We start from the raw sequence: 18,373 nt of genomic DNA on the forward strand, positions 1-18,373 counted from the left end.
CAAGGTTGCGCTCTACCAACTGAGCTATTCCCGCATTACCAGAACTGACTGATTTCTTTGCCATCTTTCGGCAATTCATCGTTGTCGTCTGATGCGATGCATTCTACTTACCTGACGTGATGAGTCAATAAAATTGTTGGCTCACCACGATCGTTTGCCGATTTTTGCAGCGTATCGATCACGGTTCCAGCAGATCGTTGCGTGCCGCGTTCAAATATTGGAACATCGACCAGAAAGTCAGCACCGCTGCGATATACAATAAGCCAATAGCCACATACTCTACGGAGCGATCCGGCCGCCACAGCAAGCCCACCAGTGACATCATCTGCGCCATGGTTTTCACTTTGCCGATCCACGACACCGCCACGCTGCTGCGTTTGCCAATTTCCGCCATCCACTCGCGCAGCGACGAAATGATGATTTCACGGGCGATCATGGTGGCCGCCGGCAGCGTGATCCACCAGCTGTGGTAGTGTTCCGCCACCAGCACCAGCGCCACCGCCACCATCACTTTATCCGCGACCGGATCCAAAAACGCTCCGAAGCGCGTCGTTTGTTTCCAGCGACGTGCCAGGAAGCCGTCAAACCAGTCGGTGACGGCGGCAAACACAAAGATAACGGCGCAAACCATCGGAGCCCAGTTGAACGGCAGATAAAACGCCAGCACAAAGAATGGGATCAGAACTACGCGAAACAGGGTAAGCCAAGTCGGTATATTCAATTGCATAATGCTACGGTAACTATCTGGCTAGAGTGGAAATTAAGAGTATGTTGCTACATTGCCCTCAGTGTTTCAATGCATTGTAGATCTTTTCTGCCAATGCTTGTGAAATACCCGGCACTTTTGCAATTTCCTCCACGCTGGCGTTCAACAAAGGTTGCAGTCCGCCCATATACTTCAACAGCACCTGGCGCCGTTTCGGCCCTACGCCTTCAATCAGCTCCAATGCGCTGGTATTTCTGACTTTCGCCCTTCTCTGCCGGTGACCGGTAATAGCATGATTGTGCGAATCGTCGCGGATGTGTTGGATCACATGCAGCGCCGGCGAATCCGGCGGCAGAGAAATCCCTTCACCTTCCGGGACGAAGAACAACGTTTCCAACCCTGCCTTGCGGTCGGCACCTTTGGCGATGCCGATCAGCAGCGGCTTATTCTTGTCCCAGGTAACATTCAGCGATTTGAATACGTCGATCGCCATGCCGAGCTGCCCTTTACCGCCGTCGATAAAGATGACATCCGGGATCTTTTTCTCTTCCAGCGCTTTGCCGTAACGGCGCTTCAGCACTTGCGTCATCGCCGCGTAGTCATCGCCAGGAGTGATGCCGCTGATATTGTAACGCCGATACTCCGCTCGCACGGGGCCGTTTCCGTCGAACACCACGCACGAAGCCACGGTCTGCTCACCCATGGTATGGCTGATATCGAAGCACTCCATACGGTTGATTTCCGTCAGGTTCAGCACTTTGGCCAACTCCGCCAGCCGCTGATGGATCGTCGACTGTTGCGACAGCTTGGTGGTCAACGCCGTTGCCGCGTTGGTGCGCGCCAGTTTCAGATAACGGGCGCGATCGCCGCGCGGTTTGCTTTGGATTTGGATCTTGCGCCCCGCCAACTCGGAAAGCGATTCCGCAAGCAGGTCTTTTTCCGGCAGGCTGAAATCCAGCAGGATCTCGCCGGGCAGCGTACGCGCCTGGCTGCCTTGCAGATAGAACTGGCCGACAAAGGTCTGCACCACCTCGCCCATATCCGTGCCGCCCGGCACTTTAGGGAAATAGCTGCGGCTGCCCAGCACCTTGCCCTGACGGATGAACAGCACATGCAGGCACGCCATACCGGCATCGAACGCCACGCCGATCACGTCCAGATCGTCGCTGTCGCCCGACACGAACTGCCGTTCGGTGACGCGGCGCACGGCCTGAATTTGATCGCGAATGCGCGCCGCCTCTTCGAAATTAAGCAGTTTGCTGGCTTCTTCCATACGCTCAATCAGCTGGTGCAATACCTGCTGATCTTTGCCAGAAAGAAACAGCCGCACGTAGTCCACCTGCTGCCGGTACTCTTCTTCGCTCACCAGGCCGGCAACACAAGGCCCCAGACAGCGGCCGATCTGATACTGCAGGCACGGACGCGAACGGTTGCGATACACGCTGTTTTCGCACTGGCGGATTGGGAACAGCTTCTGCAGCAGCGCCAGCGTTTCGCGCACGGCGTAAGAGTTGGGGAAAGGCCCGAAGTATTCGCCTTTGGCGTGTTTGGCGCCGCGATGCACCGCCAAACGGGGATGGGTATCCGCACTGAGAAAAATCAGCGGATAAGATTTATCGTCTCGCAAAAGAACATTATATCGCGGTTGGTACAATTTAATGTAGTTATGTTCCAACAACAGCGCTTCTGTCTCAGTATGGGTAACCGTTACGTCTATTTGCGCGATATTTTTAACCAGCGTCTCGGTTTTACGGCTGCTGACCTGCTGCCGAAAATAGCTGGCGAGACGCTTTTTCAGGTCTTTGGCTTTACCGACGTAGATCACCGTACCCGTGGCGTCGTACATACGGTAGACGCCGGGTTGGCTGGTGACGGTACTCAGGAAGGCTTTGGCATCAAAACGGTCATTCACTGCTTAACAACGTCTCCGCATTGAACAATCCATGTCGGATGGCCAGGTGAGTCAATTCGACGTCGCCGCTGATATTCAGTTTGCTGAACATGCGGTAACGGTAGCTGTTCACCGTTTTCGGGCTGAGACTCAGTTGCTCCGAGATCTCATTCACTTTTTTGCCTTTGGTGATCATCAACATGATCTGTAACTCGCGTTCAGACAAGCAGCTGAACGGCGTTTCAGCCTGCGGTTCCAACTGACTCAGGGCCATCTGCTGGGCGATATCAGACGCGATATAGCGCTGCCCGGCATGCACGGAACGCAAGGCGTTAATCACTTCCTGCGGCGCGGCGCCCTTGCTCAGGTAACCGGCGGCACCCGCCTGCATCACCTTCGCGGGCAAAGGATTTTCAGTATGGATGGTCAACATGATGACTTTGACGTCGGGTGCATAACGCACAATCTTGCGCGTGGCTTCCAGCCCGCCAATGCCCGGCATATTCATGTCCATCAGCACGATATCGACAGCGTTGCCACGGCACCATTTTACGGCGTCTTCACCGCACTGAGCCTCACCGACAACTTTTATACCTTTGATATCTTCAAGAATGCGTCGTATCCCTGCGCGCACCAGTTCGTGGTCATCAACAAGAAGAACGCTAATCAAGGAAAAATCTCCAAAAAAAGGGAGTAACGCAATCGGCCTCTGTTTTCGCCAGAGATATTACTTGTTTTTCAGACAAGAATGAACACAGATTAATACATACTTCCGAATAACTTTGCGGAGCAGAGCTGATTTTTCAATTTTAGCCGTCTATGCCGCCGATAAATCGTCACGTCGGAAAAGATCGGGCGACGAAAATAATTTCGTCGCGCTGCGTCTGACACAGGATAGCGCGACAATCATGCCGCGAGGGAGAAATCTGTGTAAGCAATCACGACATGAATAATATTAACACGGCTGTTGGCTGTTTGTAATCATTTGATATTTAAAGGCGTAACAAAATCCGCGGCTAACGCGGGTCTGGCAACCCACGGTGGAAACTATTATTCCCGGCAAACGCCGGTAAAATCGGCGCCTCCGCCCCCAATAATTATAATAACCTCGATTGTTCAACAATAACGTACCGGAAAAATACTTGTTAACCACCTCGAAATAACTTGCCGAGAGTAGATGATTCAGACAGGCAATGAGCGAACGTTGCCCACTTGCGTGACCTGAGCAAGCCCGGTGCAGATGGCAGACTCATGCTATGCTATACTCCGCGCCCAGTTAAATTCGCCGCCGCGCCAGGGGCTAATTTTTAGCCCGCGCGCGGTGCGCCAAAGCAGCTTGTATCAGGCTACGGCCTCAAAAAATCAGGAGAGAAAATGAGCAACGTTGATTTCACTACGTCTGCAAACCCGGAAATCTTGGCGACCGAAGTTGCCTGCCTCAAAGCTACGCTGACGCTGATCTTGAAGTCGATCGGCCAGGCCGACGCCGGGAAAGTCATCATCAACATGGAACGTTTCATCGCACAGATTGAAGATCCGACCCAGGCAGAAATCTTCAAGAACAGCATTCAGCAAATCAAGCACGCTTACCGTCAGTAAGCGTTGCGCCCCAGACCCGCACTTCTTGTGGGTCTGCTTTTCACCACGCTACGCCACACCCCATTGATCTTGCACGTGCTTTCGGGCAGTGTGTTGACTTTCTCCCCCACACCCGAGACCGTTATGGGCATCCTTGTCAAAGCGCTGATCGGCGCGCTGGTCGTGGTTCTGATCGGCCTGTTGGCCAAAACGCGCAACTATTATATCGCCGGTTTAGTCCCGCTCTTTCCCACTTTCGCCCTGATTGCGCATTACATTGTCGGCAGCGAACGTTCAATTGCGGCACTGAAAACAACGCTGATTTTCGGCATGTGGGCGGTATTGCCCTATCTGGTGTATTTGATTTCGCTGTATTTCCTGATTAACAGTCTGCGGCTGTCGTTAGCGCTGGGTGCGGCGGTACTGTGCTGGATTGCGGCGGCGTGGCTATTAATTACGCTGTGGGGATGGTGGCAAGGGCATTAACGCCCTTGCCTGAGCTGTTACGGCCGCCCTGCCTGCAATACGAAGCCTCGCTGCCGATCGCCGGCGATGCGCAGATAGCGGCTTTCACCGGCGCGCAGCGTCATCGGCACGCTGCCGCTGGTTTCACGCCAAATACATAGAGAGTTCTCGATCATATCTTGCCCGATACTGACCGAAATATTGCCTGGCGGCACGCGAAACTCTGCTTTTTCTTTCGCCTCGAGTGAAGCGGCAAACTCCCCATTCACATAGACGCCGGTACGGCAGCTGCCCGCCAGCATGCCGCTGTCGCGCACCACGACCACCGTAGCGTAAGGCGTATCCGGGATATTCTGATAGAGCATCAGACGGCTTGGGGGGGGCAACTCAGCCTGTTGCGGCGGTACGGCTTGAGTCGCACACCCCGTCAGCAGTGCAGAGGCAAATAACAACGCGGCGTAATGCTTCATCCTTGGCTCCTGAAGAAAATAATGCTTATCGTAACAAGAGAATAGCTATCTCCAGTAGCATTCATACCGCAGAGACGAAAAAATCGGATAACTTCCCACTCCTCTCACGAACCTGCAGGGATAAGAAGATTCTGCATTAAAGCCATTGAAATAAAGGCGATTCTTGCAGATTTAAAACTTGATCATGCCACGTTGGATATCTGCCGCAAAAGCACCACTGACGTAACTGAAACCATCCTGCGTGACATAAACCCGGGTATGACCGGTCTCTGATAACACCGCCACCATATATCCCAGGCTGATCATTTCATGGGACGGAACGTTCATCGGGGTTAGAAATCCGCGCCCACGGCACCACTGATAAAAGCGGGTTCGCCCATATCCCAACACGGCGCCAACATCGGAGAGGTGCTTAAAAGTATCATAATCCTCTGATGGTGAAGGTAAACCGTCATGACTTTCAGGCGTTTTCTTTATCCCAGACAAAATAAACTCCTTTTTTTGACTCTGTCGCCTACGGTTATCCTTCCTCTAAAATGAATTTAAAAAATCCAATTTTAAAATGCAAATGAATTCCCTGTAACTAAAAATCCTTCCCCAGAAAAAACCTGAAAACAAAACCCCAATAAAAAAACAGAAATAAAAAAATACGGTATTAATACCGAGCATTAAATCCTTGGCATGGGTAAATATCCTAAATAAAAATAATATTCATACCCGATAAGAAAATACTTAGCTTGCATATTATTTCCCTCATCAAAACGATGCAATTGCGGTCGGCTCATTGCGGCATAAAGAGAATGAATAAAATCAGTGCCACATCGTCCAGCCCTCGTCGTGATGTCGCGGATCCTTACAGACTGCCCTCAATGCACCACATCCTCTCTCAACGCGGCACTTCCTCAATCACACCTAAACAATAACCATTATCATTTCCAATTGTTCCACCAGTTTATTACACTTTCCTACCTCGTCAGTTAGGAACATTCCTAGGCTGCGAGCCTCAGGATAGAGAAAGAGTTAGGGACACCATGAAGAATTGCCGTTGTTTGATTGTTTTGCCGTTATTGATGTTGACCGCCTGCACCCAATGGGAGAGGCCTGGCGCGGTTGAGAGTACCCGGAACGCCGAATATGCCGAATGCCGCAGCCGCGGATACGATCGCTTCCCCCCGGACGTGGTGCGGGACGTGGAGTTCAGCTACGAAAACAAATACATTCCTTGCGAGAAGAATAAGAAAGACTGTCCATCGGGATACCGCTATGACAAGGAACCGTCGATTAAAACAGTGCAGACCGATCGCAATCAGTCCGCCCGAGACGCCACCATCGAAGCCTGTATGTACGGCAAAGGCTGGCGGGAGAAAACCTACTATTGGCCGCAATGGTGATGTGGCGGCGTTTGCCTGGGGCGAAATGCCCGCAAACCCATTCAACCGTCGTCATCACATCGGCTCAGCCCCAGCGCAACCAGCGTTTCCGTCCTGACCGGCGTTAAAGGCACACGCGGCGACGGTAAAGGCCAGCTCAAAAGCTGCCTCGCCGCCGTTGCGCAGACTTTACCCTGGCATGCCCCCATGCCACAGCGGCTGCTCATCTTCGCCGTGTTCCAATCCGGCTGATGGCGTACCTGTTCCAACGTAACGTCTTCGCAGCGGCACAGTAACGTTTGCGGATTGGCCAGCGAATTCAAGCGCTCATCGAGCGCAAAAGCGGCCGCTGTCGCCGTGGCGAAACGCCGCCACCGCCGCCGCTGCGCCGCCAGGCGCTCTGCCTTTTCCCGCTGCCCGGTGGCGGCATAACCGGCAATGGCGCCTTCGGTGAGCGCCAATTCACTGCCGCCGACGCCGGTACACTCCCCGGCGGCATAAATTTGCGCTTGGCAGGTTTGCTGCCAATGATTCACCGCCACGGCGTCATGTTCTATCCGACACCCCAGCAGCATCGCCAACTCAATGTTCGCCACCAGACCAAAACCGCAGGCCAACCTGTCGCAGGCGATCGTTCTTTCCCGACCGCCGTTATTGACACGCACCGAGGTTAAACGGTCTTGCCCCAACGCCGCCAGCACCCGGCTGTCGGCACGATAACGATGCGGCATCAGAGAAAACGCCTGACGCAGTTTGGCCGGCCAGCGCCACAAGCCGCCGGCAAACGCCGCCAACCGCCAAAGCGGCGCCTGCTCCGCCAACATGACCACCTCTCCGCCGGCCTGTTTCACGCTGTCGGCCACCGCCAACAGCAGCGGACCACTGCCGGCTATCACCACTCGCTCGCCGCGGATCGCCAATCCCTGCTTGATTTGCGCCTGTAGCCCACCGGCACCGGTCACCCCCGGCAGCGTCCAGCCGGGAAACGGCAACAACAGTTCACGCGCGCCATTGCATAAAATCAGCTTTTGATAGCGAATCACGCCGCAGCCTTCGGCGTCTTCATATGCCAATCGGTTAGCGCCACACTGCGCCACCAGCTTGCAGCCGGACTGCCGTGCAATATTTTCCCGCGCCGCCACCGCCTGCCGATAGCGGTTCGCCGTTTCAGGCAACGCCGCCTGCGGTCCATCGCGCCAGATTTGCCCGCCGGGATGCGGATTATCATCAATCATTCGCACCTGGCCACCACTTTCCGCAGCGGCCAGCGCCGCCGCCATGCCGGCCGGCCCAGCGCCGACGATCAGCACCTCACAGTCGAAGTTACTCATCATCGCTCCTCTCTATGCGCATGCCGGCTTGGCACAGCGTTTGGCACGCCAGGCGACGCAGACCGTTAATGGTCACCCGGCACTCCTGACAAACGCCCATGCCGCAAAAGGGAGCGCGCGGTTGGTGTGAAACAGATAACCGACAACGATCGTCGCCGCACAGGCTGAGCGCCGCAGCAACGCTGAGACCAACCGGCACCTGTCGGTGTTCTCCATCGATGCTCAACGCGATCGTATTTTGTCTTTCATTCATACAGGCAACTCCTCGGCGGCAAACGCCCGCGCAGCCAAATACGGGGAATCATCAATCTCCGGCGTTTGCCGGCCAATCTGCGCAGTAATCAGCGCAGCGCTGCCGAGTGCAGTCGTGACGCCCAATCCCTCATGCCCCAGAGCCAGCCACAGCCAGGAATGCCGCGGATGCACGCCCAACAGCGGCAGCCCGTCGGCAGAGGCGGCGCGCAACCCTGTCCAGCAGCGAATGATGTTCATCTGCGCCAGTGCGGGCAAGAAATGCTGCGCACGCGTAAGCATTGCCGCCAACAGCGGCATGTCCAATGCCGAATCGATGGCGTCGAACTGGCGGGAAGAGCCGATCAGCCATTGTCCGGTGGGCCGCGCCTGCACATTGAAAGCCACCGACGTGCCGTTGCTGGCATGCGCGCTGGCGCCATACCCCAGCTCCACCAGTTGATGCCGCACCCGCGGCGGGTAGCGGTCGGTGATCGCCAGTTGCCCCTTCTTGGCGTGAAGCAAAGTCTGTGGCAATAGGTTATTGGCCCTAAGGCCGCAGGCCAGGACCACCACCGGCGCGACCAGACGTCTGCCGTCCGCCAGCCGCACGGCTTCCTCCTCCAACGCTGTCGCTTCACCATGCACCACGTCAATTGCCGCACCACCGTCGGCCAACAGCCAGCGAGCCGCGAGCGGCGCATACACAATGCCGTCGCCCGGCACCCGCAGTCCGCCGGCCAGGCCATGCCGCAGCATCGGCTCCATGACGGCGATCTGCTCCGCCGCCAGCAGTTCCGCGGCCACGCCCTGCTCCGCCAGCCGCGCCCGCTTTTGCTCGGCGATGGCCATTTCATCCGCTTGATCCGCCAACCACAGCGTACCGCAGCCGCGCCAGGCGCAGGCTTCCGGCATGCGCCCCGTCACTTCGCGCCACAACCGCAGCGAATAAGCGCTTAACGCCAGCTCGGCAGGATTATCGTCCATGCAAACCAGGTGCCCCATACCGGCTGCGGTGGCGCCGGCGCGGCGGTCGTCCACCACCGAGACACGATACCCTTCCCGCGCCAGCCGCCAGGCGCAAGCGGCGCCGATGATACCGGCGCCGACCACGATGACATCGGCTCCCCGCTCGGCTCCCATCAGCGTATTCCCCAGACGAAGGGATCGCGTTCGTCGAGCAATAGTTGGCTATCGGCGCACACATAGGCCTGCCCGCGAATAAAGGGGGCAATGCGATCGCCGTTCCAACGATAATAGGCCTGGAATTCACTGCCGATCACGCTGGCCTGCCGCCACTGCGTGTCCGGCGGCAGTTTGCCGTCCGCCGCCAGACACGCCAGTTTGGCGCTGGTGCCGGTACCGCACGGGGAACGGTCATAGGCTTTGCCGGGACACAGCACGAAGCTGCGGCTGTCGGCCTGCGGATCGTCACCGAACAGTTCGATATGGTCTATCGCGCCGCCGTCTTCACCGCGGATGCCCGCCTGTTCCAACGTCTGCCGCACCGCCCAGGTGAATGCGGTCAACGCCTCCAGATTGTGTTTATCGATGAGCAACGGTGACTCGCCGATCAGGAAGAACCAGTTGCCCCCCCAGGCGATGTCGCCCGTCACCGGCCCGTGACCGGCAACCTCAAGCCGCACCTGGCGACGGTAACGATAAGCCGCCACGTTCTCCACCGTGACGCTGCCGTCGTCATGCAGCGTGGCGTTTACCGTGCCGACCGGGGTCTCGATGAGATGGCGCCCGGCGTGGATGCGCCCCAGGTGCGCCAGCGAAGCGATCAGCCCGATGGTGCCGTGCCCGCACATACCCAGATAGCCACTGTTGTTAAAGAAGATCACCCCAGCGGTGGCCTGCGGCGAGCAGGGGCGACACAGCAGCGCCCCCACCAGCACGTCATTGCCGCGCGGTTCGAGCATCACCGCGCAGCGCCAATCGTCATAATGTTGCGCGAAACGCGCCCGCCGTTCCGCCATGCTGCCCTCGCCAAGATCGGGAAAACCTTCCACGATCAGGCGGGTCGGCTCTCCGCCGGTATGAGAATCGATCGCCCGCAAAGCGGTGATATGCGCAGAAAGTGCCATCGGCGTCTCCTGGGTTAATGAGATGTTACCAATGGCATTAGCCTGAACGAATGTGAGCATGACGGCTTGATGCGTTTCGGCGCAGCGAATGAAGAAATCAGCACAGTGACAAAAGTCGGGACTGACGCGCCGCGGGAATGAACTTAACGATTGTCATAATAATAACTTATTTATCATATTGTTATTTCCATGCTAAACCCTTGCCTAGCGAGAAACGCCGCAGTTTTCAAGCAACCGCCAAACACCGTCCGGCAAAAGTATGCGGCAATCCGCATATTTGGCAGCCCGCCGGAAATAGCGCTTGCTTCGTTACAAAAAAGTTAATATTGATGCGAAAGCGCCAACCTGGCCCGCCTGTTTTTCCGGCTAACGACCGAAAAGGGACTGCTATGCGATCCACTTCAGACTACCCGCCTCCGGTTTCTCTCTCGCCGCCTTCGCTTGTGGGGCTGCCGGAGCAGGAGGACGTTTTTGCCGTCGAACATCTGTCGCGCCTGTGCGACGGACTGGCGCAGCAGCGCCCGAACAACCTGCGCGATCTGCTGAATACGCTGGCGCTGATCGCGCCGTTGCTGAACGCGATTCCCAACGTCGTGTTCTTTATCAAAGACGCCCAGGCTCGCTACCTGCTGGCCAACCTGACGCTGGCCAGGCGCTGCGGTTTCAAAACCGTCACGCCGCTGCTGGGCAAGACCTCCGCCGACGTTTTTCCCGCTCAGCTCGGATCCGGCTACACCGAGCAGGATCTGCGGGTATTGCGCCACGGCGTGCTGATCCAGGATCAACTGGAGATGCACCTGTACAACGGCCGAGAAACCGGCTGGTGCCTGACGCAAAAGCTGGCGCTGTATGACGCGCAGGGAAGAATCATCGGTATGGCGGGTATTTCTCACGACCTGCAGGAGGCCAGGGCCAATCACCCGGCCTACCAACGGCTGGCGGCGATCGACGTGCATATCCGCCGCCACTACGCGCGACCGATCGCGCTTGAAGAGCTGACGGCGCTGACCGGGTTGTCGGTGGCGCAGATCGAACGCTACTGCAAACGTATCTTCCACCTCACCCCGCGCCAGATGATCCATAAAGTGCGGCTGGAAAAGGCCACGGAACTCCTGGCCGGCGATCTGCCGATCACGGACATCGCGCTGCAGTGCGGCTATACCGATCACAGCGCCTTCAGCCGTCAGTTCAAAGCGATGACCGGCTCCACGCCGCGCGATTTTCGCCTGACGCTTTCCGCTTAACACGCTGATTTACCTAGTTAACCCTCTCTTCTCACGGCGCACCGACGCCCGATTTTTCACGCCCGCTTTCCGCCGCTATTGTGCCAATTTCGTCGCGGCAATCGGCGAAAAGCGTCAAGCCTCCCTGCGCAATACCGGTCAATCTGTCGGTGAGCCTTACCAAAGATTCACTTTTCATTAACACTTTCGGACGACAGGACAACACGATGAGCCATAAAACCATAAGCTGGAGCAGCGTATTCCCGGCGGTGACGACCCAATTTCGCAACGATTTCTCTCTGGACCTCGACGCCACCCATACGGTGATCAAAAACCTGGTGCGCGACGGCGTCTCCGGCCTGGTGGTATGCGGCACCGTCGGTGAAAATACTTCGATGACGGTGCAGGAAAAACTGGCGGTGATCGAAGTGGCGAAAGACGCCGCCGACGGTAAAGTGCCGGTGATCGCCGGCATCGCCGAATTCACCACCGCCTTCGCGCAGAACATGGCGCGCGAAGCGCAAAAGGCTGGCGTCGACGGGATTATGGTGATGCCGGCGCTGGTCTACTCCGCCAAACCGCACGAAACCGCCGCGCACTTCCGCAGCGTCGCTGGCGCGACCGATCTGCCGATAATGGTCTACAACAACCCTCCCATTTACAAAAATGACGTCACGCCCGACATTCTGACCTCGCTGGTCGACTGCGAGAACATCGTGTGCTTCAAAGACTCGTCGGGCGATACCCGCCGCTTTATCGACCTGCGCAATGAAGTCGGCGATCGCTTCGTGCTGTTCGCCGGGTTGGACGATGTGGTGCTGGAAAGCATCGCCGTCGGCGCGCAAGGCTGGATCTCCGGCATGTCCAATGCCTTCCCGCGCGAAGGGGAAACCCTGTTCCGGCTGGCGAAGGAAAAACGCTATGAGGAAGCGTTGGCGCTATACAGCTGGTTTATGCCGCTACTGCACCTCGATGCCCGCCCCGATCTGGTGCAGTGCATCAAACTCTGCGAACAGCGGGTCGGCCGCGGCAGCGCTGTCACTCGCCCTCCGCGCCTGGCGCTGCAGGGAGAAACGCTCACCGAGATCAACGCCGTGATCGATAAAGCGCTGGCCACCCGCCCTGCGCTGCCGAACGTCGGCCTGTGACGCCTTCATCGCCCGGCCATGCCGGGCGTCATGCTTTATCTACCGGGGGAAACGATGCCCAACGATCGCTACGCCGCCATCAGCGGCCAACAATTTATCGGCGGCCAGCGCCGCGCCGAAGGGGAAGCGTCGCTGTTTAGCCTGCGCGCCGACGACGGTCAGCCAACCGGCTACCGCTTCCACCAGGCCACGGCGGCAGAAACCGCCGCCGCCGCAGAAGCCGCTGCCACGGCCTTTGCGCCCTATTCGCAACTCAGCGCCGAGCAACGCGCGAACTTTTTGGACACCATCGCCGAGGAGCTAGATGCCTTGGACGAAACCTTCTTCGCCCTCGCCACACAGGAAACGGCCCTGCCGCCGGCGCGCTTGAGCGGCGAACGCGCCAGAACCAGCGGCCAGATGCGGCTGTTCGCCACGCTGCTGCAGCGCGGCGACGTCGAGGGTGTGCGTATCGACTGCGCGCTGCCGCAGCGTTCCCCCCTGCCGCGCCCCGATCTGCGCCAATACCGCACGGCGCTCGGCCCGGTGGCGGTATTCGGCGCCAGCAACTTCCCGCTGGCGTTTTCCACCGCGGGCGGTGATACCGCCGCCGCGCTCGCCGCCGGCTGCCCGGTCGTGTTCAAGGCGCACAGCGGCCATATGATCACCGCCGAGCTGACCGCTCAGGCGATCGAGCGCGCTCGGGAACGCACAAGGATGCCCGCCGGCGTCTTCAACATGATCTTCGGCAACCGCGTAGGGGCTGATTTGGTACAACATCCGGCGATTCAGGCAGTGGGATTCACCGGCTCGCTGCAAGGCGGCCGAGCGCTGTTCGATCTGGCGATGCAACGCCCTCAACCTATCCCGGTCTTTGCAGAAATGTCGAGCATCAATCCGGTAGTGATCCTGCCCAAGGCGTTGGCGCGGCGCGGGCAGCACATTGCGCAGGAGCTGGTCTCTTCCTTCACACTCGGCTGCGGTCAGTTCTGCACCAAGCCCGGCGTGATCGTCGCGCTGCGCGGCGCCGCCTTGGATCGGTTAACCGAAACGATGAGTGCCCTGGTCAACGCCGCCGAGCCGCAGCCGATGCTGAATGCCGGCACCCTGGAGCACTACCGTCACGGGCTGGCGGCCCTTGATGCCCACCCGGGTATGCGGCGGCTGGCAGGCCGAAGCGAAACGCCCGCTCTTCGGGCGGCGGCGCAGCTTTATCAGGCGGAGGAGGCGCTGTTGCTGCAGGCTGACCCGCTGCTGCAACAAGAGGTCTTCGGCCCGGTCAGCATCCTGGTGGCGGTGGATAATGAAACGCAGCTGCATGCGGCGCTAACGGCATTGCAAGGCCAGTTGACCGCCACGCTGCTGGCGGACGACGACGATCTCGATGTGGCCGCCGGTTTGACGACACTGTTGGCGCGCAAAGCCGGTCGGGTGCTGTTCAACGGGTATCCGACCGGGGTGGAAGTGTGCGACGCCATGGTGCACGGCGGCCCTTACCCGGCGACCAGCGACGCACGCGGCACCTCGGTAGGCACGCTGGCCATCGAGCGTTTCCTGCGGCCGGTCTGTTTGCAAAACACCCCTGCGGCGCTGTTGCCGCCGGCGCTGCAGGACGCCAACCCGCTCAACCTGCTGCGACTGGTTAACGGCGTTTACACCCGAGATCCCCTGGTTTCACCTGCCCAACATTAGCCCGGCCGCATCTGCCTGCCACTCAATAACAAAAGGGTAATACCATGACAACCCAAGGCAAATTCAAGAAGCAGCTTACGCTCACCGATCTGACGTTCATCGGTCTGGGCGCCATCTTCGGCTCCGGTTGGCTGTTCGCCGCCAGCCATGTCTCCTCCATCGCCGGCCCGGCCGGCATTTATTCCTGGCTGATCGGCGGCCTGGCGGTGCTGCTGCTCGGCATCGTCTACTGCGAGCTGGGCGCCGCCCTGCCGCGCGCCGGCGGCATCATTCGCTATCCGGTATTCTCGCACGGCGAACTGATGGGTTATCTGCTGGGGTTTATCACGCTGATCGCCTTCTCCAGCCTGATCGCCATCGAAGTCGTCGCCGCCCGGCAGTACGCCGCCGCCTGGTTCCCGTTCCTCAGCCAGCCGGGTTCCGGCGATCCAACAGCGATCGGCTGGCTGGTGCAGCTGGCGCTGCTGTGCTTTTTCTTCGCGCTCAACTATTACAGCGTCAAAACCTTCGCCAAATCCAATAACCTGATCAGCGTGCTGAAGTTTCTGGTGCCGCTGTTGGTGATCGTGGTGTTGTTCAGCTTTTTCAAACCGGAAAACCTGCACAGCCAGGGCTTTGCTCCCTTCGGTTCCGCTGGCGTTGAGGCCGCCATTTCCGCCGGCGGCATCATCTTCGCCTACCTCGGCTTGACACCGATCATTTCGGTCGCCAGCGAGGTGCAACGGCCGCAGCGCACCATTCCCATCGCGCTGATCCTGTCGGTAGTGCTGTCCACCATCATCTATGTGCTGCTGCAGATAGCGTTTCTCGGCAGTATCCCCAGCGAGATGCTGAGCGGCGGCTGGGCCGGCATCAGCCAACAGTTCTCCCTGCCGTTCCGCGACATCGCCATCACGCTGGGCATGGGATGGCTGGCGTTTCTGGTGGTCAGCGACGCGATCGTTTCGCCGAGCGGCACCGGCAATATCTATATGAACGCCACGCCTCGCGTGATCTACGGTTGGGCGCGCGCCGGCACCTTCTTCAAACTGTTCACCCGGGTCGATGGCGAGTCAGGTATTCCCCGCCCGGCGCTGTGGCTGACCTTCGCTCTCTCGGTATTCTGGACGCTGCCGTTCCCATCCTGGGAAAAACTGATCGGCGTGGTATCCGCCGCACTGGTGCTGAGCTACGCCATCGCCCCGGTGACCGCCGCCGGGCTGCGGCGCAATGCGCCCGATATGCCGCGTCCGTTCCGGGTCCGCGGTTTCTGCGTGCTCGGCCCGCTGTCGTTTATCATTTCGGCGCTGATCGTCTTCTGGTCCGGCTGGGATACCGTCTCCTGGCTGCTCGGCTTGCAGATCCTGATGTTCTTCATCTACATCCTGTTCAAGAATCAGGTGCCGACCCACGCCGTTAGCCTCCGACAGCAAATTTGGTCCTCGCTGTGGCTGATCGTCTTCTATGCGCTGGTGATCGGGCTTTCCTACCTCAGCAGCTTCGGCGGCATCGGCGCTATTGCTCATCCATGGGACACCCTCACCATGGCGGTGATTGCGCTGGCGATTTACTACTGGGGCGCCTATACCTGTTTACCCCAGGCCAATTTTATCGGCGATGAAGAAGAATGACCCCAGGGAGGACATCGAAATGACATCCATGCATGTGCTGTCGCTGGAACAGGCTTATCAACTGGCGTTGCGTACGCTGCGCAACAACGGTTTCAATCAGGCGCATGCCGAAGCGGTGGCGCAAAATGTCACTCAGGGCGAACGCGACGGCTGCGCTTCTCACGGGCTGTACCGGCTGTTGGGCTGCGTGCGATCGCTGCGGGCAGGCAAGGTTTCTGCCGATGCGATGCCCAGGTTGCTCGACCAGGCGCCGGCTATCTTGCGCGCCGACGCCGGCGGCGCGTTCTCCCTGCTGGCCTACCGCACCGCCCTGCCGGCCTTTATCGAGAAAGTGCGCGCCAACGGCCTCGCCGCGCTGGCGATCAACCGCTGCGTGCATTTCTCCGCGCTGTGGGCCGATATCGAACCGCTGACCGAGCAGGGGTTGGTGGCCTTGGCCTGCACGCCCAGCCACGCCTGGGTGACGCCGGCCGGCGGTTCGCGACCGCTCTTCGGCACCAACCCCATCGCCTTCGGCTGGCCGCGTCCGGATCGGCCGCCATTTTTGTTCGACATGGCCACCAGCGCGGCGGCGCGCGGCGAAATCGAATTACACCGCCGCGCTGGCACCCCGCTGCCTGAAGGCTGGGGCATTGATAAGGCAGGCAATCCGTCCACCGATGCCGCCAGCGTGTTGGAGGGCGCGATGCTGACCTTCGGCGGGCATAAGGGCTCGGCGCTGGCGGCGATGGTTGAATTGCTGGCAGGGCCGCTGATCGGCGATATGACCAGCAAGGAATCGCTGGCCTATGACGATGGCACCGGTTCGTCGCCTTACGGCGGTGAGCTGGTTATCGCGTTGGATCCCGAGCGTTTTCTCGGTGCGGATAAGGCGAAATATTTCGCCGGAGCGGAGGCGATGTTTGCCGATATGCAGGCGCAAGGCGCCCGCATCCCCGGCGAACGCCGTTATCGGCAACGGCGCCAGAGCGAGCAATACGGCGTGGAAATCCCCAAGGCGTTGTACGACGACATAGTGGCGCTGTGCGATTAACGCTGGATTAATGCCCCGCGCCGGCAACCCGGCGCGGGGAGAGGCTTATCCAGCCTGAGCCAGGTCGCTGTGCAGGCGTTTGCGCCACACCGGTTTGGTGTCCCAGCGGGCGAAGTGTTTCGCCTCTTTACCCGGCTGCACCTGATGCCACATGTCTTCTTGCCACCGGATCGGTTCCTTTCCTCGCAACGTTGGGCGGGTCTGTTTAATCGTCCGTTGCAAGACGTCTGCTTCTTCCGCAGTAATGGGCGGTGCCTGTCTGGCGGCGTCCAGCGCACGGCTTCCCAGCGGCGCCATCACCTGATACAACACGTTGACCTGCTGCAGCGTCGCTTGCTGATTAGTGCTCATGCCCTTACCCGACCAACCGTCGAAGTTTTCACCGGGATCGTCCCCCTGCGCGCGATACTCATTACCTGGCCCCTCGACGATATTCCATCCTTGCCAGGTCACCAGAGTGTGTAATCCATCGCGATCCTGCAGGTTCTTATTCTGGATCTGTTTGAGCACCGCGGCGCGGTTTGGCACACCGATCAGATTCATAAACTCGTCCAGCGCGTTCCAATGCTGCCCCGCCACCAGACCATTCCAGACATTACGCAAACAGTTCCAGGGAATGGTGTGATGCCAGGTCAGCGTGATAAGCGGTTTGGTTGACGCATGTTGCCAACGGCTCGGTTCACTGCCCCGATCGCCTCTGATAATCCCATCGACTTCTAATGGCATAGCTGCCCCTCTTCTGGCTGAAATGAAAAATATGCGCAAGGCCGGTGGCCCGGTTGGCATAAAAACGTCAGCTAAAATCGTAGCAGTTCAGACTGGGATGGCAATAAAACGCAAAGCACGCTCTGCAGCCGGCCGGTAACCGCAGAACGTGCCCGAAAATGGTGAATTTAAGATGGATTATCTGACCACCATCACCGAAATATTGGCATGGCGAACGATAGCGGCGGCGTTGGACCCCAGCAGATAGGTTTTCACGCTCGGGCGACGCGAACCGATGATGATCAGATCGGCGTCGATCTCTTCCGCCAGTTCCAACACCTGATCGCGTGCAGAACCGAAGCTGACGGTGTAATTGAGGCGATCCAACGGCAGATCGATTTCCGACATGATTTTCTTCAGTCTATCCACCGCCTTCACCTCCGCCTGATTCTCAAACTCCTTGAGACCGAACGAATAGGCAGTAACAAACGCCGAAGCATCCGGCAGCGCATGGAAGAAATGCACTTTAGCGCCGGACATCTTCGCCAAATATTCCACATGCTTCAGCGCATGCTCGGTCAACAGGTCCTCTTCAATATCGATCGGCACTAAAATAGTCTTGTACATATCACGTCCTTTCTATGTAAACCGGGTGCCAACAGAATACTGCCGCGCACGGGCGCGGTGAATCGCTTTATCACGCTTTTGTGATCGGGGGGTAAATACTGATAAGGATAGTTTTTAATTTAACAAAATATAAACATTACACCGATAACGGATAGGCGCTTAATTATTTATTACTCGAGATTAAATCAGCTGTAAATAAACCGCTTTGGCGGTAGCGGCGGTCT

General features: G+C 58.3%; 20 protein-coding genes. 8 read left to right on the forward strand and 12 right to left on the reverse strand.

Annotated elements, in window-relative coordinates; genetic code table 11:
• Positions 1–178 precede the first annotated feature (178 nt).
• From pgsA to uvrY, 3 genes are read right to left on the reverse strand one after another with little or no spacing between them, the layout of a single operon-like run.
• Positions 179–727 (reverse strand): CDP-diacylglycerol--glycerol-3-phosphate 3-phosphatidyltransferase, encoded by a 549-nt coding sequence (gene pgsA, locus ADK28_RS06165; RefSeq protein ID WP_004927937.1) that lies wholly within the window; start codon positions 725–727, stop codon positions 179–181.
• Between the two features lie 58 nt (positions 728–785).
• Positions 786–2,618 (reverse strand): excinuclease ABC subunit UvrC, encoded by a 1,833-nt coding sequence (gene uvrC, locus ADK28_RS06170; protein WP_004927940.1) that lies wholly within the window; start codon positions 2,616–2,618, stop codon positions 786–788.
• Entirely contained in the window at positions 2,611–3,267 is a 657-nt protein-coding gene (uvrY, locus tag ADK28_RS06175) for a UvrY/SirA/GacA family response regulator transcription factor (protein WP_004927947.1), read from the reverse strand. Before uvrY ends, uvrC begins: the two co-directional genes overlap by 8 nt.
• Before the next feature lie 704 nt (positions 3,268–3,971).
• Between uvrY and ADK28_RS06180 the strand changes: the two genes are divergently transcribed.
• Together ADK28_RS06180 and ADK28_RS06185 are read left to right on the forward strand one after the other, a co-directional pair.
• Positions 3,972–4,196, forward strand: a complete 225-nt coding sequence (locus ADK28_RS06180; protein ID WP_004927950.1) for a DUF2594 family protein — start codon at positions 3,972–3,974, stop codon at positions 4,194–4,196.
• Positions 4,197–4,319: 123 nt separating this feature from the next.
• Positions 4,320–4,661 (forward strand): GlpM family protein, encoded by a 342-nt coding sequence (locus ADK28_RS06185; RefSeq protein WP_016928244.1) that lies wholly within the window; start codon positions 4,320–4,322, stop codon positions 4,659–4,661.
• 17 nt (positions 4,662–4,678) lie between these two features.
• Here the strand turns inward: ADK28_RS06185 and ADK28_RS06190 are convergent, their stop codons facing one another.
• Positions 4,679–5,110 carry a hypothetical protein gene (locus ADK28_RS06190; RefSeq protein WP_028128013.1) on the reverse strand — a complete coding sequence of 144 codons (432 nt, stop codon included), beginning with the start codon at positions 5,108–5,110 and terminating at the stop codon, positions 4,679–4,681.
• Between the two features lie 171 nt (positions 5,111–5,281).
• On the reverse strand, positions 5,282–5,596 hold the full coding sequence (locus ADK28_RS31315) for a hypothetical protein (RefSeq protein ID WP_033633390.1): 315 nt from the start codon (positions 5,594–5,596) through the stop codon (positions 5,282–5,284).
• Between the two features lie 545 nt (positions 5,597–6,141).
• Between ADK28_RS31315 and ADK28_RS06200 the strand changes: the two genes are divergently transcribed.
• Entirely contained in the window at positions 6,142–6,501 is a 360-nt protein-coding gene (locus ADK28_RS06200; protein ID WP_004927961.1) for a hypothetical protein, read from the forward strand.
• Between the two features lie 41 nt (positions 6,502–6,542).
• On the opposite strand, the gene ADK28_RS06205 is transcribed toward ADK28_RS06200, so the two are convergent.
• From ADK28_RS06205 to ADK28_RS06215, 4 genes are read right to left on the reverse strand one after another with little or no spacing between them, the layout of a single operon-like run.
• On the reverse strand, positions 6,543–7,811 hold the full coding sequence (locus ADK28_RS06205) for an FAD-dependent oxidoreductase (protein ID WP_048795180.1): 1,269 nt from the start codon (positions 7,809–7,811) through the stop codon (positions 6,543–6,545).
• A complete protein-coding gene (locus tag ADK28_RS29815) occupies positions 7,804–8,064 on the reverse strand; it encodes a (2Fe-2S)-binding protein (protein WP_071525942.1) in 261 nt (86 codons plus the stop codon). Before ADK28_RS29815 ends, ADK28_RS06205 begins: the two co-directional genes overlap by 8 nt.
• A complete protein-coding gene (locus ADK28_RS06210) occupies positions 8,061–9,185 on the reverse strand; it encodes an NAD(P)/FAD-dependent oxidoreductase (RefSeq protein ID WP_033640767.1) in 1,125 nt (374 codons plus the stop codon). The genes ADK28_RS29815 and ADK28_RS06210 overlap by 4 nt, the downstream gene beginning before the upstream one ends.
• The gene (locus ADK28_RS06215) at positions 9,185–10,132 is read right to left on the reverse strand and encodes a 4-hydroxyproline epimerase (RefSeq protein ID WP_048795181.1); all 948 of its coding nucleotides are present in this window, start codon (positions 10,130–10,132) and stop codon (positions 9,185–9,187) included. Before ADK28_RS06215 ends, ADK28_RS06210 begins: the two co-directional genes overlap by 1 nt.
• A 389-nt stretch (positions 10,133–10,521) precedes the next feature.
• Between ADK28_RS06215 and ADK28_RS06220 the strand changes: the two genes are divergently transcribed.
• On the forward strand, positions 10,522–11,376 hold the full coding sequence (locus tag ADK28_RS06220; RefSeq protein WP_048795182.1) for an AraC family transcriptional regulator: 855 nt from the start codon (positions 10,522–10,524) through the stop codon (positions 11,374–11,376).
• A gap of 31 nt (positions 11,377–11,407) precedes the next feature.
• Here ADK28_RS06220 and ADK28_RS32080 read toward each other — a convergent pair whose 3' ends face one another.
• Complete coding sequence (locus ADK28_RS32080) at positions 11,408–11,554, reverse strand: hypothetical protein (protein ID WP_161802699.1); 147 nt, start codon at positions 11,552–11,554, stop codon at positions 11,408–11,410.
• A gap of 28 nt (positions 11,555–11,582) precedes the next feature.
• Here ADK28_RS32080 and ADK28_RS06225 point away from each other — a divergent pair, with 28 nt between their 5' ends.
• Genes ADK28_RS06225 through ADK28_RS06240 form a run of 4 tightly spaced genes read left to right on the forward strand, consistent with a single transcriptional unit; the run spans position 11,583 to position 16,817 of the window.
• Positions 11,583–12,503 (forward strand): dihydrodipicolinate synthase family protein, encoded by a 921-nt coding sequence (locus ADK28_RS06225; RefSeq protein WP_048795183.1) that lies wholly within the window; start codon positions 11,583–11,585, stop codon positions 12,501–12,503.
• Between the two features lie 54 nt (positions 12,504–12,557).
• Positions 12,558–14,174 carry an aldehyde dehydrogenase (NADP(+)) gene (locus ADK28_RS06230; RefSeq protein ID WP_048795184.1) on the forward strand — a complete coding sequence of 539 codons (1,617 nt, stop codon included), beginning with the start codon at positions 12,558–12,560 and terminating at the stop codon, positions 14,172–14,174.
• Between the two features lie 44 nt (positions 14,175–14,218).
• Complete coding sequence (locus ADK28_RS06235) at positions 14,219–15,784, forward strand: APC family permease (protein WP_015377394.1); 1,566 nt, start codon at positions 14,219–14,221, stop codon at positions 15,782–15,784.
• A 19-nt stretch (positions 15,785–15,803) separates the two neighbouring features.
• Positions 15,804–16,817 (forward strand): Ldh family oxidoreductase, encoded by a 1,014-nt coding sequence (locus ADK28_RS06240; RefSeq protein WP_033640770.1) that lies wholly within the window; start codon positions 15,804–15,806, stop codon positions 16,815–16,817.
• Positions 16,818–16,862: 45 nt separating this feature from the next.
• Here the strand turns inward: ADK28_RS06240 and ADK28_RS06245 are convergent, their stop codons facing one another.
• Together ADK28_RS06245 and ADK28_RS06250 are read right to left on the reverse strand one after the other, a co-directional pair.
• The gene (locus ADK28_RS06245; protein ID WP_033640771.1) at positions 16,863–17,543 is read right to left on the reverse strand and encodes a hypothetical protein; all 681 of its coding nucleotides are present in this window, start codon (positions 17,541–17,543) and stop codon (positions 16,863–16,865) included.
• A gap of 177 nt (positions 17,544–17,720) precedes the next feature.
• Positions 17,721–18,149, reverse strand: coding sequence for a universal stress protein (locus ADK28_RS06250; RefSeq protein ID WP_004927993.1), 429 nt, complete (start codon positions 18,147–18,149; stop codon positions 17,721–17,723).
• Positions 18,150–18,373: the final 224 nt, after the last annotated feature.

It is taken from the genome of Serratia sp. 506_PEND (assembly GCF_001076875.1).
Taxonomy (GTDB): domain Bacteria; phylum Pseudomonadota; class Gammaproteobacteria; order Enterobacterales; family Enterobacteriaceae; genus Serratia; species Serratia marcescens.

Coding starts and splice junctions, on each gene's coding strand:
- ADK28_RS06235 (WP_015377394.1), top strand. CDS start 14,219: ATGACAACCCAAGGCAAATTCAAGAAGCAGCTTACGCTCACCGATCTG.
- ADK28_RS06205 (WP_048795180.1), bottom strand. CDS start 7,811: ATGAGTAACTTCGACTGTGAGGTGCTGATCGTCGGCGCTGGGCCGGCC.
- ADK28_RS06225 (WP_048795183.1), top strand. CDS start 11,583: ATGAGCCATAAAACCATAAGCTGGAGCAGCGTATTCCCGGCGGTGACG.
- ADK28_RS06200 (WP_004927961.1), top strand. CDS start 6,142: ATGAAGAATTGCCGTTGTTTGATTGTTTTGCCGTTATTGATGTTGACC.
- ADK28_RS06240 (WP_033640770.1), top strand. CDS start 15,804: ATGACATCCATGCATGTGCTGTCGCTGGAACAGGCTTATCAACTGGCG.
- ADK28_RS06215 (WP_048795181.1), bottom strand. CDS start 10,132: ATGGCACTTTCTGCGCATATCACCGCTTTGCGGGCGATCGATTCTCAT.
- ADK28_RS06180 (WP_004927950.1), top strand. CDS start 3,972: ATGAGCAACGTTGATTTCACTACGTCTGCAAACCCGGAAATCTTGGCG.
- ADK28_RS06245 (WP_033640771.1), bottom strand. CDS start 17,543: ATGCCATTAGAAGTCGATGGGATTATCAGAGGCGATCGGGGCAGTGAA.
- ADK28_RS06230 (WP_048795184.1), top strand. CDS start 12,558: ATGCCCAACGATCGCTACGCCGCCATCAGCGGCCAACAATTTATCGGC.
- ADK28_RS06250 (WP_004927993.1), bottom strand. CDS start 18,149: ATGTACAAGACTATTTTAGTGCCGATCGATATTGAAGAGGACCTGTTG.
- ADK28_RS06185 (WP_016928244.1), top strand. CDS start 4,320: ATGGGCATCCTTGTCAAAGCGCTGATCGGCGCGCTGGTCGTGGTTCTG.
- ADK28_RS06210 (WP_033640767.1), bottom strand. CDS start 9,185: ATGGGAGCCGAGCGGGGAGCCGATGTCATCGTGGTCGGCGCCGGTATC.
- ADK28_RS32080 (WP_161802699.1), bottom strand. CDS start 11,554: ATGAAAAGTGAATCTTTGGTAAGGCTCACCGACAGATTGACCGGTATT.
- ADK28_RS29815 (WP_071525942.1), bottom strand. CDS start 8,064: ATGAATGAAAGACAAAATACGATCGCGTTGAGCATCGATGGAGAACAC.
- ADK28_RS06190 (WP_028128013.1), bottom strand. CDS start 5,110: ATGAAGCATTACGCCGCGTTGTTATTTGCCTCTGCACTGCTGACGGGG.
- ADK28_RS06220 (WP_048795182.1), top strand. CDS start 10,522: ATGCGATCCACTTCAGACTACCCGCCTCCGGTTTCTCTCTCGCCGCCT.
- pgsA (WP_004927937.1), bottom strand. CDS start 727: ATGCAATTGAATATACCGACTTGGCTTACCCTGTTTCGCGTAGTTCTG.